26 protein-coding genes and 3 tRNA genes are annotated in these 25,496 nt (G+C 38.3%); 14 read left to right on the forward strand and 15 right to left on the reverse strand.

Going from position 1 to position 25,496, the window contains the following annotated elements; all coding sequences use genetic code 11:
• The first annotated feature begins 165 nt into the window (after nucleotides 1–165).
• The 3 genes from C8P64_RS13130 to C8P64_RS13140 all read left to right on the forward strand — a co-directional run bounded on the left by C8P64_RS13130 (nucleotide 166) and on the right by C8P64_RS13140 (nucleotide 4,436).
• Nucleotides 166–2,433: an aconitate hydratase gene (locus C8P64_RS13130; RefSeq protein WP_108172541.1), complete on the forward strand. Its 2,268-nt coding sequence runs from the start codon at nucleotides 166–168 to the stop codon at nucleotides 2,431–2,433.
• A gap of 620 nt (nucleotides 2,434–3,053) precedes the next feature.
• The gene (locus C8P64_RS13135) at nucleotides 3,054–3,824 is read left to right on the forward strand and encodes an XRE family transcriptional regulator (protein ID WP_108172542.1); all 771 of its coding nucleotides are present in this window, start codon (nucleotides 3,054–3,056) and stop codon (nucleotides 3,822–3,824) included.
• A 51-nt stretch (nucleotides 3,825–3,875) separates the two neighbouring features.
• On the forward strand, nucleotides 3,876–4,436 hold the full coding sequence (locus tag C8P64_RS13140) for a TlpA family protein disulfide reductase (protein ID WP_108172543.1): 561 nt from the start codon (nucleotides 3,876–3,878) through the stop codon (nucleotides 4,434–4,436).
• A 3-nt stretch (nucleotides 4,437–4,439) separates the two neighbouring features.
• Here C8P64_RS13140 and C8P64_RS13145 read toward each other — a convergent pair whose 3' ends face one another.
• The 8 genes from C8P64_RS13145 to C8P64_RS13180 all read right to left on the reverse strand — a co-directional run bounded on the left by C8P64_RS13145 (nucleotide 4,440) and on the right by C8P64_RS13180 (nucleotide 9,877).
• On the reverse strand, nucleotides 4,440–5,576 hold the full coding sequence (locus C8P64_RS13145) for a lycopene cyclase family protein (protein WP_108172544.1): 1,137 nt from the start codon (nucleotides 5,574–5,576) through the stop codon (nucleotides 4,440–4,442).
• Between the two features lie 12 nt (nucleotides 5,577–5,588).
• The gene (locus tag C8P64_RS13150) at nucleotides 5,589–6,038 is read right to left on the reverse strand and encodes a sterol desaturase family protein (RefSeq protein ID WP_108172545.1); all 450 of its coding nucleotides are present in this window, start codon (nucleotides 6,036–6,038) and stop codon (nucleotides 5,589–5,591) included.
• A gap of 12 nt (nucleotides 6,039–6,050) precedes the next feature.
• Nucleotides 6,051–6,890 (reverse strand): phytoene/squalene synthase family protein, encoded by an 840-nt coding sequence (locus C8P64_RS13155; RefSeq protein ID WP_108172960.1) that lies wholly within the window; start codon nucleotides 6,888–6,890, stop codon nucleotides 6,051–6,053.
• Between the two features lies 1 nt (nucleotide 6,891).
• Nucleotides 6,892–8,358, reverse strand: a complete 1,467-nt coding sequence (locus C8P64_RS13160) for a phytoene desaturase family protein (RefSeq protein ID WP_108172546.1) — start codon at nucleotides 8,356–8,358, stop codon at nucleotides 6,892–6,894.
• Between the two features lie 9 nt (nucleotides 8,359–8,367).
• Nucleotides 8,368–9,270: a MerR family transcriptional regulator gene (locus tag C8P64_RS13165; protein ID WP_108172547.1), complete on the reverse strand. Its 903-nt coding sequence runs from the start codon at nucleotides 9,268–9,270 to the stop codon at nucleotides 8,368–8,370.
• Nucleotides 9,271–9,472: 202 nt separating this feature from the next.
• Nucleotides 9,473–9,556: transfer RNA gene (locus C8P64_RS13170), tRNA-Leu, on the reverse strand.
• Between the two features lie 143 nt (nucleotides 9,557–9,699).
• Nucleotides 9,700–9,772 (reverse strand) — tRNA-Lys (locus C8P64_RS13175).
• Nucleotides 9,773–9,804: 32 nt separating this feature from the next.
• A tRNA-Lys gene (locus C8P64_RS13180) sits at nucleotides 9,805–9,877 on the reverse strand.
• 126 nt (nucleotides 9,878–10,003) lie between these two features.
• Between C8P64_RS13180 and C8P64_RS13185 the strand changes: the two genes are divergently transcribed.
• On the forward strand, nucleotides 10,004–10,525 hold the full coding sequence (locus C8P64_RS13185; protein ID WP_108172548.1) for a shikimate kinase: 522 nt from the start codon (nucleotides 10,004–10,006) through the stop codon (nucleotides 10,523–10,525).
• Here C8P64_RS13185 and C8P64_RS13190 read toward each other — a convergent pair.
• From C8P64_RS13190 to C8P64_RS13200, 3 genes are read right to left on the reverse strand one after another with little or no spacing between them, the layout of a single operon-like run.
• The gene (locus C8P64_RS13190) at nucleotides 10,517–11,017 is read right to left on the reverse strand and encodes a phosphoribosyltransferase family protein (RefSeq protein ID WP_108172549.1); all 501 of its coding nucleotides are present in this window, start codon (nucleotides 11,015–11,017) and stop codon (nucleotides 10,517–10,519) included. The two genes, C8P64_RS13185 and C8P64_RS13190, sit on opposite strands and share 9 nt — an antisense overlap.
• 3 nt (nucleotides 11,018–11,020) lie before the next feature.
• Entirely contained in the window at nucleotides 11,021–11,596 is a 576-nt protein-coding gene (locus tag C8P64_RS13195; protein ID WP_108172550.1) for a methyltransferase domain-containing protein, read from the reverse strand.
• The gene (locus C8P64_RS13200) at nucleotides 11,589–11,996 is read right to left on the reverse strand and encodes an RNA-binding S4 domain-containing protein (protein ID WP_108172551.1); all 408 of its coding nucleotides are present in this window, start codon (nucleotides 11,994–11,996) and stop codon (nucleotides 11,589–11,591) included. Before C8P64_RS13200 ends, C8P64_RS13195 begins: the two co-directional genes overlap by 8 nt.
• Before the next feature lie 80 nt (nucleotides 11,997–12,076).
• Here C8P64_RS13200 and C8P64_RS13205 point away from each other — a divergent pair, with 80 nt between their 5' ends.
• Nucleotides 12,077–13,021 (forward strand): FKBP-type peptidyl-prolyl cis-trans isomerase, encoded by a 945-nt coding sequence (locus C8P64_RS13205; protein WP_108172552.1) that lies wholly within the window; start codon nucleotides 12,077–12,079, stop codon nucleotides 13,019–13,021.
• Nucleotides 13,022–13,091: 70 nt separating this feature from the next.
• Here the strand turns inward: C8P64_RS13205 and C8P64_RS13210 are convergent, their stop codons facing one another.
• Nucleotides 13,092–13,862 (reverse strand): hypothetical protein, encoded by a 771-nt coding sequence (locus tag C8P64_RS13210; RefSeq protein ID WP_108172553.1) that lies wholly within the window; start codon nucleotides 13,860–13,862, stop codon nucleotides 13,092–13,094.
• 98 nt (nucleotides 13,863–13,960) lie between these two features.
• Nucleotides 13,961–14,668: an SAM-dependent methyltransferase gene (locus tag C8P64_RS13215; RefSeq protein ID WP_108172554.1), complete on the reverse strand. Its 708-nt coding sequence runs from the start codon at nucleotides 14,666–14,668 to the stop codon at nucleotides 13,961–13,963.
• On the opposite strand from C8P64_RS13215, the gene C8P64_RS13220 reads away from it, so the two are divergent.
• Entirely contained in the window at nucleotides 14,668–15,159 is a 492-nt protein-coding gene (locus C8P64_RS13220) for a YkgJ family cysteine cluster protein (protein ID WP_108172555.1), read from the forward strand. The two genes, C8P64_RS13215 and C8P64_RS13220, sit on opposite strands and share 1 nt — an antisense overlap.
• Nucleotides 15,160–15,184: 25 nt before the next feature.
• Here C8P64_RS13220 and C8P64_RS13225 read toward each other — a convergent pair whose 3' ends face one another.
• Nucleotides 15,185–15,373 carry a hypothetical protein gene (locus C8P64_RS13225; RefSeq protein WP_108172556.1) on the reverse strand — a complete coding sequence of 63 codons (189 nt, stop codon included), beginning with the start codon at nucleotides 15,371–15,373 and terminating at the stop codon, nucleotides 15,185–15,187.
• 5 nt (nucleotides 15,374–15,378) lie between these two features.
• On the reverse strand, nucleotides 15,379–16,617 hold the full coding sequence (locus tag C8P64_RS13230; RefSeq protein ID WP_108172557.1) for an exo-beta-N-acetylmuramidase NamZ family protein: 1,239 nt from the start codon (nucleotides 16,615–16,617) through the stop codon (nucleotides 15,379–15,381).
• A gap of 6 nt (nucleotides 16,618–16,623) precedes the next feature.
• On the opposite strand from C8P64_RS13230, the gene C8P64_RS13235 reads away from it, so the two are divergent.
• From C8P64_RS13235 to C8P64_RS13270, 8 genes are all read left to right on the forward strand, one after another.
• Nucleotides 16,624–17,856: an ABC transporter permease gene (locus tag C8P64_RS13235; RefSeq protein ID WP_108172558.1), complete on the forward strand. Its 1,233-nt coding sequence runs from the start codon at nucleotides 16,624–16,626 to the stop codon at nucleotides 17,854–17,856.
• An 83-nt stretch (nucleotides 17,857–17,939) separates the two neighbouring features.
• Nucleotides 17,940–18,920: a PLP-dependent cysteine synthase family protein gene (locus tag C8P64_RS13240; protein WP_108172559.1), complete on the forward strand. Its 981-nt coding sequence runs from the start codon at nucleotides 17,940–17,942 to the stop codon at nucleotides 18,918–18,920.
• 128 nt (nucleotides 18,921–19,048) lie between these two features.
• The gene (locus C8P64_RS13245) at nucleotides 19,049–19,744 is read left to right on the forward strand and encodes an SGNH/GDSL hydrolase family protein (RefSeq protein ID WP_108172560.1); all 696 of its coding nucleotides are present in this window, start codon (nucleotides 19,049–19,051) and stop codon (nucleotides 19,742–19,744) included.
• A 48-nt stretch (nucleotides 19,745–19,792) separates the two neighbouring features.
• Entirely contained in the window at nucleotides 19,793–21,076 is a 1,284-nt protein-coding gene (locus C8P64_RS13250; protein WP_108172561.1) for a DUF2851 family protein, read from the forward strand.
• A 9-nt stretch (nucleotides 21,077–21,085) separates the two neighbouring features.
• Complete coding sequence (locus C8P64_RS13255) at nucleotides 21,086–21,316, forward strand: PspC family transcriptional regulator (protein ID WP_108172562.1); 231 nt, start codon at nucleotides 21,086–21,088, stop codon at nucleotides 21,314–21,316.
• Nucleotides 21,313–22,323 (forward strand): potassium channel family protein, encoded by a 1,011-nt coding sequence (locus C8P64_RS13260; protein ID WP_108172563.1) that lies wholly within the window; start codon nucleotides 21,313–21,315, stop codon nucleotides 22,321–22,323. The genes C8P64_RS13255 and C8P64_RS13260 overlap by 4 nt, the downstream gene beginning before the upstream one ends.
• A gap of 149 nt (nucleotides 22,324–22,472) precedes the next feature.
• Nucleotides 22,473–24,557, forward strand: a complete 2,085-nt coding sequence (locus C8P64_RS13265; RefSeq protein ID WP_108172564.1) for an amino acid carrier protein — start codon at nucleotides 22,473–22,475, stop codon at nucleotides 24,555–24,557.
• A gap of 11 nt (nucleotides 24,558–24,568) precedes the next feature.
• Nucleotides 24,569–25,444, forward strand: a complete 876-nt coding sequence (locus C8P64_RS13270; RefSeq protein WP_108172565.1) for a ComEA family DNA-binding protein — start codon at nucleotides 24,569–24,571, stop codon at nucleotides 25,442–25,444.
• The last annotated feature ends 52 nt before the right edge of the window (nucleotides 25,445–25,496 follow it).

Consider the following 25,496-nt stretch of genomic DNA (forward strand, 5'->3'; position numbering starts at 1 on the left):
TCTCATTTTTCTATCCTTATATTGAGTTTTACTGAATTTTTAGAGGTGTAAATTATAATTTTGGAAATTATTTATACTAAATTCTGAGTATCACTTGTAATTTTCAAATTCCCTTTAAAATCCCTATTTTTGCAAGACTTTTTTAGAACATAAATTAAACAGAATATGGCATACGATATTGATATGATTAAAAAGGTGTATAGCCAAATGGCTGAGCGTGTTAATACAGCACGGGAAGTTGTTGGAAAGCCTTTAACACTTTCAGAAAAGATCCTTTATTCTCACTTATGGGATGGCAATGCTAAAGAGGCATTCACCAGAGGTAAGGATTATGTAGAATTCTCACCAGATAGAATTGCTTGTCAGGATGCGACTGCGCAGATGGCTTTATTACAATTCATGCAGGCGGGTAAAAAACAGGTTGCAGTTCCAACGACTGTTCACTGTGATCACCTTATACAGGCGAAAATGGGAGCGGCGATAGATCTACAGTCAGCTAACAAGAGTAGTAGCGAGGTTTTTGATTTTCTGGAATCGGTATCTAATAAGTATGGAATTGGATTCTGGAAACCGGGTGCAGGTATTATTCACCAGGTAGTTCTTGAAAATTATGCCTTCCCAGGTGGAATGATGATTGGTACAGATTCTCACACTGTAAATGCAGGTGGATTAGGAATGGTTGCCATTGGAGTTGGTGGAGCAGATGCTGTAGATGTGATGGCAGGTATGCCTTGGGAGCTTAAATTCCCTAAACTAATTGGGGTAAAGTTAACTGGAAAACTTTCCGGATGGACTTCCTCTAAAGATGTTATTCTTAAAGTTGCCGGTATCTTAACTGTAAAAGGTGGTACAGGTGCAATTATTGAATATTTTGGTGAAGGAGCACGTAATTTATCATGTACCGGTAAAGGTACAATTTGTAACATGGGAGCTGAAGTTGGTGCAACTACTTCTACTTTTGGGTATGATGACTCAATGGAGCGTTACCTGAGAGCGACCAATCGTGCAGATGTTGCCGATGCTGCCAACGAAGTACGTGAGCATTTAACTGGTGATGATGAAGTTTATGCAAATCCAGAGCAGTATTTTGATGAATTGATCGAGATCAATTTAGATGAATTGAAGCCTCACTTAAACGGACCGTTTACTCCAGACCTTGCGACTCCTATTTCAGAAATGAGCGCAAAAGCTAAGGAGCACGACTGGCCAATCAATGTAGACTGGGGTCTAATTGGTTCCTGTACTAACTCTTCTTACGAAGATCTTACCAGGGCAGCTTCTATCGCTAAACAGGCCGTAGATAAAAAAGTAAAAGCAAAATCTGATTTCGGAATTAACCCGGGATCTGAGCAAATTAGATATACTGCAGAGAGAGACGGATTACTTAAGATCTTTGAAGATCTTGATGCAACCATCTTTACGAACGCATGTGGACCATGTATTGGCCAGTGGGATCGTTCAGATAGAAAAGGTGAAGAAAAGAACACGATCGTTCACTCTTTCAACCGTAACTTCTCTAAAAGAGCAGATGGTAACCCAAATACCCACGCCTTTGTAGGTTCACCAGAAATGGTTGCTGCAATCGCAATTTCTGGTAGACTGGATTTCGATCCTACTCGTGACAAATTGATGAATGAGGATGGTGAGGAAGTAATGCTAGACGAGCCACAGGGAATTGAACTTCCAACAAAAGGTTTCGCTGTAGAGGATGCTGGTTATATTGCTCCAAACGAAGATGGAAGTACTGTAGAGGTTAAAGTTGCCGAAGACAGTGAAAGACTGCAATTGTTAACTCCATTTGAGCCATGGGATGGTAAAAATCTTACTGGTGCGAAACTTCTTATCAAAGCATGGGGTAAATGTACTACAGACCATATCTCTATGGCTGGACCATGGTTACGTTACAGAGGTCACCTTGATAATATTTCTAACAACTGTTTGATTGGAGCTGTAAACGCTTTCAATAAGAAAACAAACTTTGTTAAGAGTCAGATCACTGGTGAGTATGATGGTGTACCTGCAGTACAAAGAGAATACAAAGCAAAAGGTATCCCTACAGTTGTAGTAGGAGATCATAACTATGGTGAAGGTTCTTCCAGAGAGCACGCGGCCATGGAGCCAAGACACTTAGGTGTTAAGGTGGTATTGGTGAAATCTTTCGCTCGTATCCATGAGACAAACCTTAAGAAACAAGGAATGTTAGGTCTTACTTTCGCAAATGAGAATGATTACGATCTTATCCAGGAAGATGATACCTTCAACTTTATAGATCTTGAGAGCTTTGCTCCAGACAAGCCATTAACGATCGAGATCGTTCATGCAGATGGAAGTAAAGATACGATCAAGGCTAATCATACTTATAATGCTCCACAGATCGAGTGGTATAAGCATGGTTCAGCTCTTAACCTTATTAAGAAGCAGAACGCGGCTTAATTCAAGCAGCCTTTTTAATATCAAAAACCTCCAGATTTTTAGATCTGGAGGTTTTTTTATGCTAGTTATTAAACCCCATTAATAATTAGCCCTAGGCAAAAACTCAACTTGATGTATGTTGAATAAAATCCAACCAATCAATTACCCGGACTCCCTACAAATCCAGGCTTGAGTTCTTGCTTTAGATTCTTTGTACACTCATTCATTTTTTCTCATCGTATAAATAAGATGGTACTAAAGGGCTATAAAATTTTAATTTGGGGAAGTAGGCTGTTTCGAAATTTCCTTAAGAAATTAAAAGAAGCTGGAACAACCTAAAGACCATTATCATTTCGTACCTTAACAATACTCTTGTCGAAGTCTTAAGCATCTAAAGCTAATTTCTTATCCAGTTTGAGACATTTTTGCCTTCCCTGTATAACTTCAAATGAACTGGAAGGCTTAAGAATCAATTCAAATTTAATTCCTAATAAGGACAATTTTGGACTTTCAATAGCATTAAAAATTATGACCTGGATGCTAATTATCATTTATAATTATAATCCATTTTAAACTAAAAACTATACCCGTTATTTGGGGGTAGTTAGTCTAATTTTATTCAATAAGAAGTAGCTTTTAAAATGAGTCATAGAGCCGAAATAGGTAAAAGATTAAGGACGTTGAGAAATAATAACAATCTTTCTCAAACGCATGTGGCGAATATTTTATTTATTTCACAAGCGGCCTACTCTCTTATTGAAAATTCCCAAAATGGTATTGTTGTAGATCATATTATAAAGTTGAGTAAGCTTTATGATATTTCTACAGATTATATTCTTAAGGGTGAAAACAATTTCATCAAGGTGGAAAGAGGAAATGGTTTTGTGCCCCTGATCCGTGCTCATCATCATTCCACGTTCGTTAAAAATCTGAGCGATGATTTCTTTACAGATCTTGAAGACTGGTTTCGTGTGCCTGGATTTACACCTGTTGAAGACCATAGGCTTTTCGAGGTAAATTCTAATAATTTAACTCCTACGATTTTACCAGGTGATATCCTGGTTTGTCAAAATCATCAAAAACTAGATGAAATTTTAGATGGGACCGCTGTAATTGTGGTTACTGGGGAGCAAATCTATATGAAACGATTCAAAAGGTCTTCAGAAGAAGATTATTTGCTACTTGAAAATGATAATGAATATCCCTCTGAAACAAGTTCGCGAATCAAGATCGAAGATATAAGAGAATTGATGATCATTAAAGGTAAGATTAGCAGTGGGCTTGTTCAATACCACGAGATTTCTGGAAAAGGAAAAATAAATGCTCTGGAAAAGGATCTGGAAATTCTAAAAAAGGAACTCTTCAGTATGAATAAAAAGCTGACCATTCTTAGTTCCAAAAACGACTCATAGAATTTGAGGTGATTAGGTTTTTTCCGTTCTTTACATAGAATAATACAGGAAATGAAAATCTTCAAAAATCAGTGGTCTAATATCATCATTATTGTGCTAGTATTGGCCATGGTGATTCCCCAGACCAGGAAACCTATACAAATCTTCGTTAATAAGCTTATTTCATTCGCTCCATCGATCAATGATGAGGAAGACCGGGTGAAGATCGCAGATTATAACTGGGTTCTTGAAAGTAACCGTGGAAAGAGAACAGAATTTTCTCAATTTCAGGGAGAAGTAGTGATCGTTAATTTCTGGGCTACCTGGTGCCCGCCATGTATTGCAGAAATGCCGAGTTTCCAGGAATTGTATCAGGACTACCAGGGTAAGGTTACCTTTCTTTTCGTTTCAGGAGAACAGCATCAGACCGTAGAGAATTTTATGAAGCGCAAAAGATTCGATCTTCCGGCCTATAAAATGCTTACAAAAGCTCCCGAGCCTATGGATGGCAGGACTTTGCCTACAACATATGTTATTTCTAAAGATGGCAGTATTGTCGTGGATAAAGTTGGATCTGCCGATTGGAATAGCGAAAGTTTCCGCGGTACGCTGGATCAACTTATAGCTGAATAAGAATTACAGTTTTTTAAAAAAGGCTTTTAAGAATTCAGGATGATACAGGGAAAGCATGATCTTGATATCCTCAGAAAAGCTGGTCTCCTCATCCAAAAACCTGAAAATATCCTGAATAGAATTCCTGGTGTAGAATTTCGTAAACAGTGATTCGCCAAGATCATTTCGATTGCTTAATACCTCCAGAAAAATGGAGTCGTACTTCTGAAATTTTTTATTGAATAGTTCTTTTGATGGTCTTCTGCCACTTTTGATATTCTGGATAAGAAGATCTATCTTTCTTTCAGTATTTTTAAAGGAATATCCTGATGAAGCCTTCACCCATCCTCCTGCAGTACCTATTTTAGTGATCTTTCCTGTGCTTTTTTCATGAAAAGGGTAGTCTGTCATGGGAATCATCCCGATCTCTTCCTCTATGATCTCAAATGAAGTGACCTTTAGGATCTCCCTGATATATCTGTTCAGATATTTGTCGTAAGTCTTTTCGTTGGTAAGAAAAGGAGTGAAAAAAGTGAATTCCACCAGTGCCTCATTTGCTGAAAGCGGCAAAACATAGGTGAAACTGGCCGAATCTTTATAATTGATGCGATAATCCATCATCGTAAAAGATTCTGGATCGAAAATGTCCTCTTCAGTTTTAATATACCAACCCTTAAAATGTTGATAGATCAATGTCGCATTTTCACTCTTCTTATAATCTTTTGGAGGTCTGCTATCGAAGAAATGGGTAGCGGTATAATCCTGCTCTTTTCCTTTCGCGGTACGAGTTACCGGATCTATGGCTGTTATCTCATCTTTTATGAAAACAATATCTCCAGAGGCTTCAAGATCAGACTTTACATGTTCATAAAAGTCTAGCGAACGAAGCATTTTATAGGTATAAGGAGCTAGGTCAAGATCTTTGTTGATTTCCGAAGAAATGAATTTTCCCTTTTGCCAGGTTTTGGTTGTTAAATGGTCCCAGGCACCGGCGCCTTTTTCCCAGAAACACCAGGTTTTATCATTTATTGATTTGTCATCAGGCTCGATAATCGCGATTTTTTTTCCTCGGAAGAAAATATCATTATTGATCCTGGAAGCTAACTGAAGACCAGCCATACCACCGCCTACAATGACGTAGTAATAATCTGGTGTTAACATGAAGTTAGGGGATTATTTTCTGAAATATTTGAAAGGTACGAATAGCATTCCGAAACATTCACCATCATCTTTTCCAAGATGTTTATGGTGCATTTTATGAGCTCGTCTAATTCCTTTCGCATATTTGTTATTTGCATTTCTGAAGATCTTAAATCTTTGGTGTATAAAAATATCGTGTACGGTAAAATAGGTGATGCCATAGGCTAGAATTCCAAGTCCTATTGGCAAACCAATCCAAATGTCTTCATATTTCCATAATAGAAAACATCCAATACTCACCAGGGCGTAGAAAACAAAGAATAAATCATTGCGTTCCCACCAGCTGCTGTGGTCTTTTCTATGATGATCTTTATGAAGTTTCCATAAAAATCCATGCATCACATATTTATGCGTAAACCAGGCCATTCCTTCCATGATCATGAAAGTTCCAAGAAATACTACGATCCACAATAAGGTATTCATTTTTAAAGTAATTTATATAAGGTTCAATCTATAAGAAATATAAGATTTTGCAAGTAAACCAGCCTTTTGATAGTTAGGCACTCTTACTCTGCGCTTTCTTATTTCTAACGACGGAATCCTCTTTAATTTTTGTAATAATTTTCGATAATAGATATAAGCGGTATAGACACCAAATTTAGCTTCTACCGGCAAATGAGCAATACCATGAAGACCTTTTCTAAAATCTTCTTCTATTTCTTCAATGATCTGCTGCTTATTTTCTTCGTTTAGCTGTGCAAGGTCCATATTAGGAAAATAACTTCTGCTCAGGTCTTCATAATCTGCTTTAAGATCTCTCAAAAAGTTGACCTTCTGGAAAGCAGAACCTAAACTCATCGCGCTCTCTTTAAGTTCCTCATATTTCCCCTGATCTCCATTTACAAAGACCTTAAGGCACATTAACCCAACAACATCTGCACTGCCGTAAATATACTGCTTAAATTCCTCAATACTCAGGTATTCAGACTTGTGTAGATCAAGTCGCATACTATCCATAAAAGAATCATATAGTTCCTTATCTATATTGTATTCATGCACGGTTTCCTGAAAAGAGTTCAATATCGGATTCAATGATATTTTAGCTTCAATGGCCTTGTGCAGGTCTTTTTCAAAATCATTGAAGAGAGTTTCCTTGTCATAATCGTGAAATGTGTCTACGATTTCATCTGCGAATCTAACAAAGCCATAAATATTATATATATGCTGCCTAATCGAAGGAGCAAGCATCTTAGTTGCCAAAGAGAAAGAGGTACTGTAAGAGTTTGTGACTGTTCTGCTACAGGACCTGGATACGATGTCAAAAATAGCTTTCATATTACTTTTTTTCATTTTTTTCAATTAGACCTGCGGCTAGTTTTCCTGATATCAGGGAAGGAGGGACTCCTGGTCCTGGTACGGTTAATTGTCCCGTGAAATAAAGATGCTCTACTTTTTTACTTCTTAATTTAGGCCTTAAAAAAGCAGTTTGAAACAGTGTATTCGCCATTCCATAAGCATTTCCTTTATAGGAATTGTAGGCTTCTTTGAAGTCATTAACGCAAAAGGACTCTTTAAATATAATATTACTTTTTAATTTTTGACCGGTAATTCTCTCAAAACGGTCTAGAATAATATTAAAATAATGTTCTCTAATCTCTGGAGTATCTTCGAGATCTGGCGCAAGGGGTATTAAAAATATACCGGCTTCCTTGCCTTCAGGTGCACAAGAATCGTCGGTTATAGAAGGAAAACTGGCATAAAACAAGGGGTTGTCTGGCCATCTTGGATCATCATAAATGTCTTTAGCATGATCTTCAAAATTGCTATCGAAGAAAAGTGTATGATGAGAAACGTTTTTTATTTTCTTGTCGAAAGCTACATAAAAGAGCAGGGAAGAGGGGGCAAAAGTCTTTTTCTCCCAGAAATTAGAAGAATATTGTCTTAGTTTTTCCGGTAATAACTGCTCAGAGTGGTGATAATCTGCTCCGGTAAGAACGATATCAGCAAAATGTTCTTTGCCGTTTACAACCAAACCCTTCGCTTTTCCTTTTTCGGTAATGATCTTTTCTACCGGTGAATTGAGATGAAATATCACACCATAGGATTCTGCTAGATCTTTGATGCCTTCTATCACCTTGTACATACCTCCTTTTGGATGCCATGTTCCCAAACCGAAATCGGCATAATTCATAAAGCTGTAAAACGCCGGAGTATCGCTTGGTTTTGCTCCAAGAAATAAGACCGGGAACTCCAGTATCTTCCTTAATTTTTTATTGCTGAAGTCTTTCCTTACTTCCTGGCTTATATTGGTGAAAAACCTGCCAAGTCTCTTGGCGGTTTCGGGAGTTACGAGTTCCATTGGGGAAACGCCGGGTCTATATACAAGATCCTTTATGGCAATATCATAATTGTCTCTCGCCTTGGTAATAAATTTCTCCAGTTTATCTGCGCTCCCTGCTTCCTCTTTTTCGAAATTATCATAGATCTCGTTAAGATTCCCAGGTATCAGGATAGAATCATCTTTATCAAAATATACCTGATAGGCAGGGTCTAATTTTTCCAGCTGATAATAATCGGAAGTTTTCTTGTCGAAATCTGCAAAAAACCTTTCAAAGACATCGGGCATCCAATACCAGGTTGGGCCAATATCGAAGGTAAAACCTTCTTTCTTGAATTGTCTTGCGCGACCGCCAACCGTGCTATTCTTTTCGAACACTTCGACCTGGTATCCGGCTTTTGCCAGATAACATGATGCCGCAAGCGACGAAAAACCGGAACCGATAATATTTATTTTTTGGGACATTTAGGGGGGTTATAGGGAGTTTGCGAAATCAAAAGCAGAGGTGTAAACCTTGACATTATCTGGAATTGAGTTTCTATCTATTTCTTTGGTTCTTTGTCCAAAAAGCAGCAATTCATGTTGTTTTTCCTTACAAACGCTTTCTTGGAAATCCTTAATAAATTCTTCTACATCTGTATTTACAGGAGATATGGTTAGATAACTTACGAAAACCAGGTTCTTATGGATTTTCATTAAATAATCCAGATCGCTTAGAGGTAAGCTAGGTCCAAGGTAAATAGCGTTCTTACCCGCATTGAGTAATTCGTAATTAAGGTAAAGGATGCCTATATCATGAATTTCATTCTCAGGAAGAAAAAGCACATAAAGAACTTCATCATCTTCTTCGGGAATTTCAGCTTTTAGATCGGCTATGTTGATATAGATCTTTTGTTTGATAAGTTCCACGATATAATGCTCGTGGATAGGCTTTATAGTATCTGTTTGCCATAACAGGCCGATCTCCTCAAGAAGGGCCAGGAAAACATCCTGAAATACCTCTCTAAAGGTTCTTTTCTCCCGTAGCTTATTGTAGGTTCTTTGGAATAGCCTGTCGTCAAAATTCATCATGGCCAATTTGAAGGAGTTCTTCGCTCGGTTCTCTTCACTTGATGATGCTGAAATTCTTTTGACCAGGTTATTGATCTCATCCTCTTCCATCTTGGAAATTCTGGAGATCTTATAGCCGTGACTGTTCAGGAAAGAAATGTTTAACAATTTCTGGAGGTTCTCTCCATTGTAAGTCCTGATGTTGGTATCTGTTCGTTCCGGATTCAGGATATCATATCTCTTTTCCCATATCCTTATGGTGTGAGCCTTGATTCCACTTAAGTGTTCCAGATCCTTTATACTAAAATTTTGTTTAATGTGTTCCATGATATGTTATAGGAGTTAAACAAAACTAAACAATAATCAGAAGTAAAATGATTATTAAAATGTTAAAATGTTTAATTTAATAACACATTTATTAAACAAAAGATTTTTGGGCAAAAAAAATGCCTTCCTGAGATTTGTTGAATCCTGGAAGTTCTATTGCTAAAGAAAAATTTGAAAAGTGAAGGGAGAGAGGGTTAAATAGTACCCGGAGCGGGACTTGAACCCGCACGCCCTAATGGACACATGGCCCTCAACCATGCCTGTCTACCAATTCCAGCACCCGGGTAAAAGAAGCGGAATTAAAATTCCACTGGCTGGTAAAAAAAAACCGGAAAATATCCGGTGTTGAACTTAGTAGTGATCTTGGCATGAATTCCTTTGGTATAACTCAGGAATGATTTCTCGCGCAACAGGATCAAAACTGTTTAGTGATCTGGCTGGGGCTCGAACCCAGGACCCTCTCCTTAAAAGGGAGATGCTCTACCAACTGAGCTACCAGATCTAGAACAAAATCAAATTTTGAACATCTTTTAGTGATCTGGCTGGGGCTCGAACCCAGGACCCTCTCCTTAAAAGGGAGATGCTCTACCAACTGAGCTACCAGATCATTAAAAAGCATCCGTCTTTTTGCGAATGCGGGTGCAAATATACATTCATTAATTTATTTTTCAAGCCTTATTTGCTATAATTTTATCATAGTTTTGCCTTTCACTCATTTTAAGCGATTTAAGACATGAAAATTTTTCTATTAGGATACATGGGATCGGGAAAATCTTATATCGGAAAGCGACTTTCTGATAAATTAGGCTACGATTTCCTGGATATGGATAATCAGATAGAAGAAAAAGAGGGAAAAAGTATTTCTGAGATCTTCGATAAAAAGGGAGAGGTCTATTTCAGAAAGCTCGAAAGAAGAACTCTGGAAGAATTGATCCAGCGAGAGGAACCGGCTGTGATATCCCTGGGAGGTGGAACACCATGTTACGGTGATAACATGGAATTAATAAAAAATGCCTCAGATATAACTTCTTTTTATTTGAAACTTAACATAACTAATCTTACCGATCGTCTCGATAAGGAAAAAGAGCATCGCCCTATGATTAGTCACCTAGAGGACAGAGAGAAGCTGGAAGAATTTATTAGAAAGCATCTGTTTGAAAGAGGTTTCTACTATAATCAAAGCAATCATGTGATCTCTTGTGATGAGAAATCTGCCAAGGAGATCATCGAAGAGATCTCTGAAAAACTAGGATAATTCTACCCGTTCTTTATTTTTTTCGAAGATAACCTTTACGGTTTCGCTAAGGGAAGTAGAAAGAGAAATACCTTTAAAATCTACTTTTACCGGGTATTTTTTATGGTTCCTGTCTACCAATACAGCCGTATTAAAATGCTTTAAGGGAACTTTTAAGAAATGACGTACTCCGTAGATGAGGGTTGTGCCAGAGTTAAGTACATCATCCACAAGAATGATGGCTTTATTCTCATATTGATCTGGGGAAAGTGATGTTTCGATCTCTCCAAGGGGATTCTTTTTATCGATCTTTACTTCGCAAAGGGTTATTTGGATAGGCGAGATATCTTTTAATTCAATTTCCAGTTTCTGGGCCAGCACAAAACCATTTTTAGCGATCCCGGCAATAATGATCTCTTTTTCTTCGACATTGCTTTCATAAATCTGATAGGCAATTCTTCGAATCTTATGTTTGATCTGTTCCTGGTTTAAAATGGGATGATTTTTCTTCATCTTTTACTTTTTTCTGAATTTAAAAAACAACTCGTTCCCCTTTCTCGGAGGTATGGAATTGTAGCACCTTTCAAAAATATCAATTTTGAAGTACGGGCTAAAATACGTCAAATATTCTTCTTTATTTCCACCGAAGGGAGGGCCATCTGCATTAAGTTTGAAATCAAAAAATAAACCTGCTATTCTTCCATTTTGATCCAGTAATTCTGAAGTTTTTCTGGCATATTCCTGTCTCATCTCTACAGGGATCGCGCAAAAGAAAGTTTGTTCCAGAATAAGATCATAAGTTCCCTCAAGCTTGAAAAAATCTGAGTTGATCATTTGTTCCTCGGGAAATTCAGGCAGCCTTTCTTTCAGGTTTTGTAGAGGTTCCCTGGCGATATCGCAGATCGTAACATTTTTAAAGCCGCTTTTAAAAAGGTATTCAGCTTCATAAGAGTTTCCCGCGCCAGGTATAAGGATCTTCAACTCTTTACTGGTTAACTGATCTGTGTATTCTTTGATCGGGGTAGAAACAGAGCCTAAATCCCAGCCGGTCTTATTTTCCTTATAACGTTGCGACCAGAATTCCTCATTCATCCTTTTTGTCTTTAGGCGTATTTATGTCATCTTCGGCATTCTCAAACCAGTCATCAATATCCCGGCGGTCTTTTTTGGTAGGCCTTCCAGTACCTTTTTTCCGGTAGTAATCTTTAGAATATTTGAGCAGGTCAAGTTTTTCAAAAGCTTCCTTAGGGGTAACATCATGAACATAGAGATTTACCAATTTTGCGCCCACCCGGCTTTTCGGAATATCCAGGATCTCGATCTCATAATTGATCTGGTTCTTTCTAACTCTTAATTTATCACCGGGAAACACCTCTTTTGATGGTTTCAGGATCTCTTCTTCCAGTCTCACTTTTCCTTGTTTGCATGCGTTCGTTGCTATACTTCTGGTCTTGAAATACCGAACACACCACAAAAACTTATCAACTCTCATAATTTGACCTCTAAATCAGCGTTCATATTGAAACAAAAATACAAGATTATTGTATCTTGCGGCTCCAAAATAAAATTCTGATGAGATTAAACAAAATAATGATGATCTGCCTTACGGCATTTCTTATTTATTCATGTGATAATGATGATGATAATGGCCCTGAGGTAATTCCGCCGAGAGATAGGGGTGAGCAGGCTATTGAAGATGATCAGGCCCTGATAGATTACCTTTCTACGCATTTTTACAATTATGAGGAGTTTGAAGAGCCTGCAGAAGGTTTTGATTACGTGGTAAGACTGGATACTATTGCCGGAGAAAATATCGATAAGACTCCAATTATCGAATCTGAAAAATTAATTACCAAAACGGTTAATTTTCAGGGAGTAGATCAACAGTTATACATTTTGGTAGAAAGAGAAGGAGAGGGTAAAAAGCCAACTTACGCCGATTCTACTTATGTGGCTTACGAAGGAGAATTACTTAGTGATGATGTTTTTGATAGCAGATTAAAATCGCCTTTATGGTTCAACCTTACTTCTTACTACGAGGTTGGTCCACAGGGACCTTCTTTAAGACCAGGACCGGTAAAAGGATTTACCGAAGGTTTAGAAGAATTTCGCGCTGCTACAGGATTCAAAACGAATCCAGATAACACGGTGACCTGGAATAACGATTACGGGGTTGGAGCTATCTTTATGCCTTCGGGGCTGGCTTATTTCAATTCTGCTCAAAATAGTATACCGGCATATTCGCCGCTCATTTTCAAGGTGAACCTGTATAAGGTGAATGTTGCGGATCATGACAGGGATGGTATTGAGTCGTATCTAGAAGATCTTGACGGTGATGGAAACCTCTTCAATGATGATACCGATGGGGATGGCCTGCCTAATTTCTCTGATGCAGATGATGATGGTGACGGTACTCCTACCAAAGATGAAATTGAAATTAATGCAGACGGTAGTATAACGTATACCGATTCTAATGATGATGGAACTCCAGATTACCTGGATCCGGATGTTTTTTAAACAATCATCTATATTTAAAACATAAAAAAACCCGGAGAATTCTCCGGGTTTTTTTATGTCTAAGTTTTAATTATTTTCCTCCTATAGATTGAAGATCTTCTATACAGGCGTCATCTAATTGCGGAACTCCGCCGCCGTCCAATCCATTAACCAAACCGCTTCTAAATTCAATAGATGCTCTCATTAAGCAGCCGTCTGTATTACAATGACCTTCTTTTTCTGGATCTTCATGGTCTGATACTGGTTCGATGCCTAGATCTACCAGCCCAAATAAATGACCAAATTCGTGATTTAAAGTAGATGCCTCTATAATTGCTCTTGATGGTGCTCCGTTTCTGGCAGCGAATTCTCTAATTGTCTTTTCATAGATAATGATCGAGGTATTTCTAAAAGCCGTACCCAAAGTGACCAGATCATCAGATCCTTCTTCCTTTTCGCCATCTGCAAAATAGATCCATATTGCGATCTCATCACCAACATTATATAATGTCCTGGTTTCTTCTTCTACTGCTTTTAAATCATCTTCATCAAATGGGGATCTTCCTGAGGGCTCTACAGATCTAAGGTTGATCTTAATACCATCGGGTTTATAAACTCTAGATTCCAGGAAATTTTGAAAAATGCTTATTGCTTCACTGGTAGGTCTGTTCCCATCTGCATACACAATTTCAATATTCATGGAAGTGAACTCCATGTCGCTTATCAAGTCTGCACCAGAAGAACCTGTAAGTTTAAGATTAGCAGATTTACCATTATCCTTTCTATCAACGCTCTCTGTGGTACAGGAGAATACAAAAGCCGTTGAAATAAAAAGTAGTAGTATTTTTTTTATTCTTATCATGTCAAAGTTTAAGCAGTGCTTCAAAAATATGAAAAATAGTGAGTTAGACGGTTATTTTCAAAAGTTCAACAACAAACAGGAGGATCTGTTATAAATATTTAATTCTTTTTTACGGTTAGGGAGGCCAGAAAATCATAGTTATCTCCCTGATGTATTATTTCACAATCGAATCCATTAGATTCAGCATATTCACTTAAGAGGTCCGGACTTATAAAGAGCCAGTCAAAATCGTCGGACTGCAGATTCTTGTAGCTTATGCTATAAGTGAATTCACCGAAATAATTTTCAGGATCTTCAAATTCGTCCTCGAACAGGTAAATAAGATCTGAGGAATCCATAAGGATTTTTCCGCCTTCAGCCAGAAGGGAACGGGAATGCTCAAAAAAAGATTTAAGGTTTTCCAGTTTACCTATGATGCCGCTGCCATTCATCAGCATAAGGATGGTGTCAAATTTCTGATCCTTTAATTTGAAGAAATCTTCAGAAACTGCATTTTTCAAACCTCTTCTTTTAGCGATCTCAATCGCTCCGGTAGAAGTGTCTATAGCCTTTACCTTTAAATTTTTCTTTTTCTGAAGATGTAAAGCATGGCTGCCGGCACCACAGCCAACATCAAGAACTTTACCTTCGCAGAGCTCCAGCGCTTTTTGTTCGATTTCTGGCATATCTTCAAATTTCCTGAAAAGATATGCTATGGGAATCACATCATCCTCGAAATCTGGAGAATGAACAATGATGTCTGTTTTGTCTTTTTCTTCGTAAAATGCTTTGATGGCCGTGCCGAATATATCCTTATTTTTGTCCAATGGAAGAGATTCTTAAGAGTTTACCTGATAGGGCCAAAGATAAGAAGAAGGAGAATAGAAAGTTCTTTTCTAAGCTAAAGAAACGTCCGCCAAAAGATCTCGATGCTCTAATGGTTGAGCTTCATGAAGATGAGTTCTCCAGGACCGATTGTCTTAACTGTGCTAATTGCTGCAAAACAACCGGCCCGTTATTTACTCAAAAGGATATAGAAAGGATCAGCAAACACTTTAGGATGAAGCCGGGCGAATTCATCGATACCTATTTAAGGCTGGACGAAGAAAATGATTTTGTATTACAGCAGGTTCCCTGTCCTTTTTTAGGATCAGATAATTATTGCTCTATCTATGAAAAACGACCAAAAGCCTGCCGGGAATATCCGCATACCGATAGAAAGGATTTCCATAAGATCTCTAGTATTACCATTAGAAATACCGCCGTTTGCCCGGCCGCTTATAATATCGTGGAAGAGATGAAGCGCAGGTTGAAATAGGTTTTCTTATTTATAGAAACTTCTATTAACTCTGACTTTTTCCATGATCTGAAATAAAATATAAGGTTGCTCCAAAAAGAGTAGTGGATAGAATGACCAGGGACCATATAATTTTAGCCAATACGCTTAGCTGGCTATTCAATACATGCAGAAACATTTTGATAGTGAAGCCAAGTGCTAAAAGTACCAGGGCGATGAGGAATACTTCTTTCATTTCTACTAGTTGTAAATCAAGTATTGCTTTCTTTTAGACTGGAAATTTTCCAGGCCTTCTTTCCAGCTATCTTTTATTTCCTGAAAAGACTTTCCGCTTTCTATTTGCTGCTGAAGTTTTTTAGTTCCCGCGAGTTTGGTAAAAAACTGGTTGAAGAATTCATCTTTTCCAGAGGTATTATTATATGCTTCTATAAGCCATTCCAGATTCAGTGAATTCAAATATTCTGAATCGGTAAGATCTTTACCAAAACATTGCAAGCCCGAATGTTTTGGGTTAGTCGCGCCTGGCATTGGTTCTGGCTTGTATAAATACTTGAAGTGGGTTTTGTGTAGGTAAGGCGATCCAAAAACCTGGAATTGTTTATTGGTTCCCCGTCCTGCATTTACATTGGTTCCCTCAAAGAAGCACAGGCTAGGGTACAGGTTGATAGATTTATCATTGGGCAGGTTTGGAGAAGGTTTCACCGGTAGGGAGTATTTTTTCTCATGATCATAATTTGCCATTTCAATAACTCTGATTTCACATTGAATACCGTCTTTTAACCATTTTTCACCATTGATCATTTTGGCGTATTCCCCAATGGTAAGACCATGTACTACCGGAATTGGATGCATGCCCACGAAACTTTGATATTCCGGTTCCAGAATAGGACCATCTATATAGTGCCCGTTAGGATTTGGTCTGTCCAGGATTAAAAGAGGAATATTATTTTCAGCACAGGCTTCCATCAGGTAATGCAGAGTGGAGATATAAGTATAAAATCTCGCTCCGACATCCTGAATATCGAAGATCATCAGGTCTATACCTTTCAATACTTCAGAAGATGGTTTTTTATTTTTTCCATAGAGAGAAACAACCGGAAGTCCGGTTTTGGTGTCCAATCCATCCTTTATGACTTCTCCCGCATCGGCAGTACCACGAAAACCATGTTCTGGCGCAAAGACTTTTTCGATCCTGATGTTCAAACTCAGCAGAGAATCTACCAGGTGGGTGTAATCACCATTTTCGGTTTTGATGATCGAAGTTTGATTTCCCACAACTCCTATCTTTTTATCTTTCAGCAGGGGTAAATATTCTTCGGTACGATTTGCTCCCACAATTATTTCAGAATCTCCAGAATCTGATTTCTCTTTTTCTGAATTATTAGTCGAGGCTTCTTCAGATTGACTGTTACTGTTTCCGCAGGAAAGAATTCCGATAAGAAAGAATAAAAATGTACTTTTGAGCAATCTCTTAATCATAGGATATTGAATTTCGAGTATTTCGTTGTAAAGCGTTTAATCAGCGCTAAAAAGTATAAAAGTAGCATATCTGCCCCTATAATAAAAATAGCGATCACGGCGATCGCTATCGGGGTTATTATGATGCTTGTTTCCTTTGCGACCGGTCTTGGTCTGCAGGAAAAGATAAGAGATAAGATCGCTGCTTTTAACGGGCATATCAATATTTCCAGTTACGATAATAACAGTTCCAAGGTTTCTTTGATCCCGGTTTCTAAAGACCAGGATTTTTATCCGGAATTCACTACGGTTGAAGGGATTAAGCATGTACAGGCAGTAGCCACCAAATTTGCGGTTATCAGGACCGAAGATGATTTTGAAGGTATCATCGTTAAAGGTGTTGGGGATGATTATAACTGGGAATATTTTGAAGAATTCCTGATCGACGGAGAGCTGCCAGATTTTTCTGAAAATTTAAATGATGAGGTGCTTATCTCGCAATACCTGGCCAATAGATTGCAATTAAAGGTCGGGGATAAAGTTCCTACCTATTTTCTTAGAGATGATAGTGAACGCCCGCTAGCCAGAGGTTTTGAGATCACCGGGATTTACGAGTCTGGTTTTCAGGAATTTGATGAACTTTATCTGATATCAGACATTCGGCATATACAGCGGATCAATAACTGGGAAGATGATGAAGTAGGGAATTTTGAGGTTTTTGTCGAAGACTTCAATGAATTAGATCAAAAAGGAAACGAAGTATACGAGAATACCGGTTCTTTCCTGGATACTCAAACCATCAGCCAGAAATATTATTCAATTTTTGAATGGCTCTCGCTCTTTGATTTCAATATCGCCTTGATCATAGGAATTATGATCCTGGTGGCAGGAATAAATATGATCACCGCCCTGCTGGTACTAATTCTTGAAAGAACTCAAATGATAGGGGTGCTTAAAGCTCTTGGTGCTGGTGACTGGAGCATAAGGAAGATCTTCCTGTACAACGCGGGATATTTAATTGTTCTTGGACTCTTCTGGGGTAACCTTATTGGGATAGGAATTCTGGCACTTCAGAAATATTTTAAACTTGTTCCGTTGGATCCCCGTACTTATTACGTGACCGAAGTTCCTATCTATCTTAACTGGGATTACATATTAGCAGTTAACCTAGGAACCCTGCTATTATGTATGATCATGTTGCTGGTGCCTTCTCTTATTATCACCAAAATTTCTCCGGTGAAAGCTATTAAGTTCGAGTAAAAATACCGACCAAAATATAAGCAGCTGTAATCCTTGGTTTAAGGCTTCAGGATTTTTTACATTTGCACTCTTAAAAATTGAAAATGGAATACGTTGAAAATATACTGGGTACTATAGGGAATACTCCTCTTGTGAAAATGAACAAGATCGTTGAGGATATTGATGCCCTGGTACTTGCTAAATATGAAACTTTTAATCCCGGGAATTCTGTAAAGGACCGTATGGCCGTGAAAATGGTTGAAGAGGCTGAAAAAAAGGGTCTGCTAAAACCAGGGGGAACTATTATTGAAGGAACTTCCGGAAATACGGGAATGGGACTTGCTCTTGTTGCCATCGTTAAGGGTTATAAGATGATCTGTGTAATGAGTGATAAACAGAGTAAGGAGAAGATGGATATTCTTAAGGCTGTTGGTAGTGAAGTGATCGTGTGCCCTACAGATGTTGAGCCAGATGATCCACGCTCTTATTATTCAACTTCCAGAAGGCTGGCAGAAGAAACTCCAAATTCATGGTATGTGAATCAATATGATAACCTTGCCAATCGCCAGGCCCATTATGAATCTACAGGTCCAGAGATCTGGAGACAAACAGATGGGAAAGTAACCCACTTTGTAGTTGGAGTTGGAACCGGAGGAACAATTTCTGGTGTTGGAAAATATTTGAAGGAGCAGAATCCAGACATTAAAGTTTGGGGAATAGATACCTATGGCTCTGTTTTTAAGAAATACCATGAGACCGGTATTTTCGATGAGAAAGAGATCTATCCTTATGTAACCGAAGGAATAGGGGAGGATATTCTTCCGAAGAACGTAGACTTTAGTGTAATTGATGGATTCACCAAGGTAACAGATAAAGATGCAGCGGTCTATACACAAAAGCTTTCCAAGGAGGAAGGTTTCTTCCTGGGGAACAGTGCGGGCGCAGCTGCTAAAGGATTACTTCAGCTAAAAGAACATTTTAAGAAGGACGATGTGGTGGTTGTACTTTTCCACGACCATGGAAGCAGGTATGTTGGTAAGATGTACAATGATGACTGGATGCGAAAAATGGGATATATTGAATAGTATATTTCATCAAGAATAAATTAACCTCGCTTTCTGCGGGGTTTTTTTATGTCAAGGAAAGACTAAAAGCCGGGTAAAAATTTCAGATTAGTTTCAAATATTCTATTTTCAGAGCTTAAAATTAAATCATGAAGAAATTTTACCTGCTATTCATTAGTGTCATGCTCTTTTCCTGTAGCTCGACCCTGGATGTTGTTAATAACCCTGAACCTGAAAACCCTAATTATACTTATCTCGCCCTGGGGGATTCATATACCATTGGCGAAAGCGTAATTGAAACACAGCGATGGCCGGTGCAACTGGTAGAGCAATTAAGAGCTCGTGGATATAAAATGGCACCTCCAAAGATCATCGCGAAAACTGGCTGGACCACCCAGGACCTTCTACAGGGAATTGATAATGAACTAAGTATTCATCGTGATTTCGATCTCGTTTCAATTCTAATTGGGGTAAATAATCAATACCAGGGTAAGCTGATCACTGAATATGAAGAAGACCTGAGGACCATCTTCAGAAAGGCGATAAATCATTCCAAGACCAAAGAGAAAGGTGTTTTTGCGGTGAGTATCCCAGATTATGGATATACGCCTTTTGGTGCGGCCAGCCAGGAAGAGATTAGTGCAGAGATAGACCGATACAATGCAGTATTCAGACGCGTAGCGGCAGACTTTAATGTACCTTTTTATAATATCACCCCAATTTCCCGGGAGGCAAAAGAAAATCCTGATCTTGTGGCAAGCGATGACTTACATCCCAGTGGTTTAATGTATAAATACTGGGTAGATCAATTTGTAAACCAGGTAGCTGAGAAACTTCCGGAATAATTTTTTATCCCCTTCATTTTCAATTAGTTAATTTGATACATTTGAAGGGTGAGAGAGGATTTTTTATATCATGTCTGGAAGTTTCAGAAGTTTAATATCGAGGGTATTAAGACTGCTGAAAATGATGTTTTAGATATTATTCATCCCGGCTTTCAGAACGATCTTTCAGGACCCGATTTTTTCAATTCTAAAATTCAGATTGGCGATCAGCTATGGGCCGGAAATGTAGAAATGCATTTAAAATCTTCAGACTGGTATTTTCACAATCACGAAACAGATCCTAATTATGATAATGTCATTCTTCATGTAGTTTGGGATCATGATGCAGAGATTTACAGAAAGGACAATTCTGTAATTCCAACCCTGGTTTTAAAAGATAGAGTGGAAGCAGGTATTCTAGAGGCTTATGAAATACTGCTTGAGAAATCACATCTGGTTTTGAATTGTGAAAATGATTTCAAAGATTTTTCAGATTTCCAGGTTAATCATTGGCTTGAGCGTTTATACTTTGAGAGACTGGAGTCCAGATCTAAATTGATCATGGAACTACTGTCTAGCACCGGGAATAACTGGGAGGCAGTCCTTTTTATTTTGCTCTGCAGAAGCTTTGGCTCTAAAGTGAATGCCGATGCTTTCCAGAAACTAGCTGAGAGTTTTGATTTTAAGATCGTACAGAAATTTGGTGCAAACCAGTTTTCTCTGGAGGCACTATTGCTGGGGCAGGCCGGGTTGATCAGGGAAACAGATCAATACAGCCTGGACCTTAAAAAAGAATATGACTACCTGAAACATAAATTTTCCCTCGAAAACGAATTTCTGGAAAGTCCGCAGTTCTTTAGATTGCGACCAGATAATTTCCCCACGATCAGGTTAGCGCAGTTGGCCGCTATTTATGCAAAACATAAAAGTTTATTTCAAAATATAATATTGGAGAAAAACCTGGCTGAATTTTATAAGCTCTTCGAGATTGAAGTTTCAGAATATTGGAATAGGCATTATAACTTTGGAAAATCCCATTCAGTAAGGAAAAAGAAACTCACTTCAAATTTTATAGATCTGCTTTTGATCAATTGTGTGATCCCACTGAAACATTCTTATGCCAGTTATCTAGGGGAAGAAGATGAAGGAGTAATACAGGATCTTATTTCAGAAATTAAAGTTGAGAAGAATTCAGTAATCAGTATATTTAACCAGCTAAGGCCCGGAACAGCAAAAAATGCCATGGATTCCCAGGCTCTGTTGCAGCTAAAAACGGAATATTGTAATTTAAACAAATGCCTTCAATGTGAATTGGGGGCTTCTATATTGCGAAAGTCTGCCAAATACATCTAAATTTGTGACATGACAACTTTTGTTTCTAACATAAGGCATTACCTGGAAAAGCACGGCTTTTATGTATCTACGCGTCTTGCCGATAAACTTGGGATGCGCGCCAAGAATGTGAGGCTATTCTTTATATACGCTTCTTTTTTTACCATGGGAGTTGGTTTTATCGTTTATCTTATCCTGGCTTTCTGGCTAAGGCTAAAAGACCTTATTTATACTAAAAGAACCTCTGTTTTCGATCTATGAGAGAACTTTTAGATTCAAGAATTAGACTGGCTGTAGGTTTGATCATTCTGGTGTTTATTTCCGGGGTGGTTGGATTCCATTTTTTATACGATTATTCCTGGATAGACGCCCTGTATATGACCATTATTACCGTGAGTACGGTAGGTTATGGTGAGGTACAGCCTATGGGGCCCTATGGAAAAATTTTCACTTCAATATTTATTATTTCAGGTCTTTTTATCTTTGGTTTTGGCTTCTCAGTCATTACGGAATATATCCTGAACAAAAATAATATTGGTAATCTAAGACGAAATAAAATGAAAAAACGAATTGATTCTTTTAATGATCATGTGATTGTTTGCGGTTATGGACAAAACGGAAAGGAGGCTGTTCAAAAGCTGATAGATTACCGTAAGGATTTTGTGATCATAGACGAGAATGAGGAAGTTTTTCATGGTTTTGAAAATGATAACCTTAACTATATCGTAGGTAATGCGACCGAAGATGAGGTGCTAATGCTCGCTGGTATCGAAAGAGCTTCTACCCTTATTTGTGCCTTACCCAGGGATGCTGATAATCTATTCATCGTACTTTCTGCCAGGCAGCTGAAAAAGAGCTTAAAGATCATTAGCCGGGCGACCGAGGAGAACAGTTATAAAAAATTAAAGCTTGCCGGGGCAGATAATGTAATAATGCCAGATAGAATAGGAGGGAGTCATATGGCTTCCCTGGTGGTGGTTCCAGACCTTGTGGAATTCCTGGATAATCTATCTGTATCTGGAAGGCATGATAGTATTAATGTTGAACAGATACCTTTTTCTAAGGTATGTTCAGACGGCGTTGAGAAAACCATTGCAGAGACTGATATAAGAAAGAATACAGGTTGCTCCATCATTGGTTATAAGTCACCAACGGGTAATTACGTGGTGAATCCTGAGCCATCTTTAAAGCTGGAGAAGGAGTCTAAATTAATCATGATAGGAAGGCCGGAACAGATCGATACTCTTAAAAAATATTATTCGGTTTAATGCCGAAACTTAGGCTAGCAGCCGTTTGCAGAATGAACTTACATTTAACAGTTAATTCACATTTTAACTCCCAAAAGTTTGATTTAGCCTATTTTTTTAGCATATTCACCGGCTGAAATTTTAACTTTATTTAATAAACGAAAATCTATATGAGAAAGTATTTGCTTTCAATGTTCTTTTTATTTTCAATTTTTGGATTGTCTGCACAAGAACTAGACGTAAAAGCCAAGGTTGGTAATCCTTCTAATGTTATTAATAATGGGTTTATCGAATTGGATGTGACTGGGGGAACTCCTCCTTATCAGTACAAATGGTCTAATCAGGGAACAAGCCTGGAATCCAATAGAACTGAAGGACTAACTGAAGGTATTCCTTACAGTGTAGTAGTTTCTGATAGTGAGGGGAATTCGGTTGAAAAAACTTACACAGTAGATGCAGAAGCTATTACAGAGCATTTCAACGGGACATTTGCTCCTATTGTTGCCAGTATGGGAAGTGTACTTTTTTGGGATCCGTTTTCAGCAATTGGAGTTTACGACCCGATCGTATATGCCGATCTAAAAAGAGTTGAGGCTCCGGAATGGGATCCTCAGGAAACCTCTAAATTCGTTCTTAAGGAATGGAAAATAGCCGAGGGGGAGCATGTGAATGAAGGTGATCCAATCGCTACCGTTTCAAAAAACGGAGAGGATATCGTCGCTTATGCTAATGCTAAAGGTACTTTAAAGCATTTCCTGGATGAAGGAGAGGTTATCTATAATTCAGAGAACAAAAAGGATGTTATCGAGCAAGGCGCTCAGTACTTTGCAAGCATCACTTATGATGAACCTATTCCATTACTTCACCCTAACGGTGATCCACAGCAAAAGAATATTCCTTTTATCGTGGTATGGCTTGTATTCGGAGCACTTTTCTTTACGCTTCGTTTAGGTTTTATCAATATCAGAGGATTTAGACATTCATTACAACTTGCTAAAGGTAAGTTTGATGATCCAAACGCTCCGGGACAGGTTACTCACTTCCAGGCCCTGGCCACTGCGGTTTCAGGTACTGTAGGTTTAGGTAATATCGCTGGTGTTGCCGTGGCTGTATCCTTAGGAGGTGCAGGAGCAACTATGTGGATGATCCTTGCTGGTTTACTGGGGATGTCTTCAAAATTTGTGGAATGTACTCTGGGTGTAAAATATAGATTTATTAATTCTGAAGGACGTGTATTTGGTGGACCAATGAACTACCTTAGATACGGTCTTGAAAAAAGAAATAAAAGAGGTTTAGGTAAATTCCTTGCCGGCTTCTTTGCAATTCTGGCTATTGGAGCTTCCTTTGGAGGAGGTAACATGTTCCAGGCTAACCAGTCGTTTTCTATACTTGCAGGAGAATTTCCTATGCTTGCCGGAAACGGATTCTGGTTCGGAATTGTAGTGGCAATTCTTGTTGGAATTGTGATTATTGGAGGTATTAGCAGTATTGCTAAGGTTACTGGAAAGATCGTTCCTATCATGGCAGCGGTTTATGTGATTGGTGCTTTAGTGGTAATTGGAGTGAATTTTGGAAATATTGGTCCTGCTTTTAGCGCGATCTGGGATGGAGCATTCAGTCCTAGTGCCTTAAAAGGTGGAGTAATTGGAGTTCTTATCGTAGGTTTCCAGCGTGCCGCCTTCTCGAATGAGGCAGGTGTTGGATCTGCTGCGATCGCTCACTCTGCAGCGAAAACGAATCATCCGCCTTCTGAAGGTTTTGTTGCCCTATTGGAGCCATTTATCGATACGGTAGTAGTTTGTACACTTACAGCACTTGTATTGATCTTTACCGGTATGCACGAAGTTGAAGGTGTTGGAGGAGTTGAATTAACATCAACCGCTTTTGGTAGTGTGATCTCCTGGTTCCCTTATGTACTTGCAACCGCGGTATTCCTTTTCGCATTCTCTACGATGATCTCATGGTCATATTACGGAATGAGAGCCTGGACTTACCTTTTTGGAAAGAGCAAAAGAAATGAGATCGCTTATAAGGTTCTTTTCCTTGTATTTGTTGTAATCGGTGCATCGGTTAGTTTAGGTGCGGTATTGGATTTCTCAGATATGATGATCCTGGCGATGTCTTTCCCTAATATTATAGGATTATACTTCATGATTGGTGAAGTAAGCACAGATCTAAAAGAATATACGCACAGGCTTAAGGCTGGTGAGTTATTCAAAAAAACAGAACCTAAAAAGGCTGAAGCAGCCTCTTAGGTTTTTATAAAATGAAATTTCTTAAATCCCATTTTGCACTTTCCAGAAGTCAGCAAAATGGGATTTTTGTTTTAGTACTATTAATTATAATTCTACAGGCTGTTCTGATTTTTGATCTCTTTATTTCTGACTCAGAATATGAGGTGCCAAAAGATCAGCAGGCACAAATAGAGTCTTTTCAGAAGGAACTGGATTCTTTAAATCGTAGTTCCAAAAAATTGAAAAAGGACACGATATATCCTTTCAACCCAAATTTCCTCACAGATTTCAAAGGATATCAACTTGGATTGAATGTAGAGGAGATCGACAGGTTTCTTGAATATCGTTCCCAGGGTAAATGGGTTAATTCTGCCGAGAAGTTCCAGGAGGTGACCGGTGTTTCAGATATTCTACTGGCAAAGATATCTCCCTCGTTTAGATTTCCTGAATGGACCAAAAAGGAGACAACTGCTAGTCCAAACCAAAAAATAGTTCCGGCTGAAGTTAAGATCACAGATCTTAATATTGCCTCTGCTGAGGATCTGAAAACTGTAAATGGAATCGGAGAAGTTTTATCTGAGAGGATCGTGAAGTATCGCACCTCTATTGGAGGTTTTGTAGATGTAGTTCAGCTGAAGGATATTTACGGACTTTCTCCAGAAGTCATAGAAAGAGTAGAGCAGAAGTTTCAAATACTTACCCGGCCTGATGTTACCATAAAGAATATCAATTCAATAAGCAGTTCAGAGCTTGCTGAAATTCCTTATTTTAACGCTGCTTTGGCTAAGGAAATTATTAGTTATCGTAATCTTCATGAAGGCATATCTTCTTTTGATGAATTAATAAAAATCAAGGGGTTTCCTTCAGATAAAATCGATAGAATTAAATTATATTTGGCCATAGAGTAAAATTTGGGAAAAAATCTGTCCTAAATTCCTAATAATATAATTACAAAATCAG

It is taken from the genome of Christiangramia gaetbulicola (assembly GCF_003054225.1).
GTDB classification, from domain to species: Bacteria; Bacteroidota; Bacteroidia; order Flavobacteriales; family Flavobacteriaceae; genus Christiangramia; species Christiangramia gaetbulicola.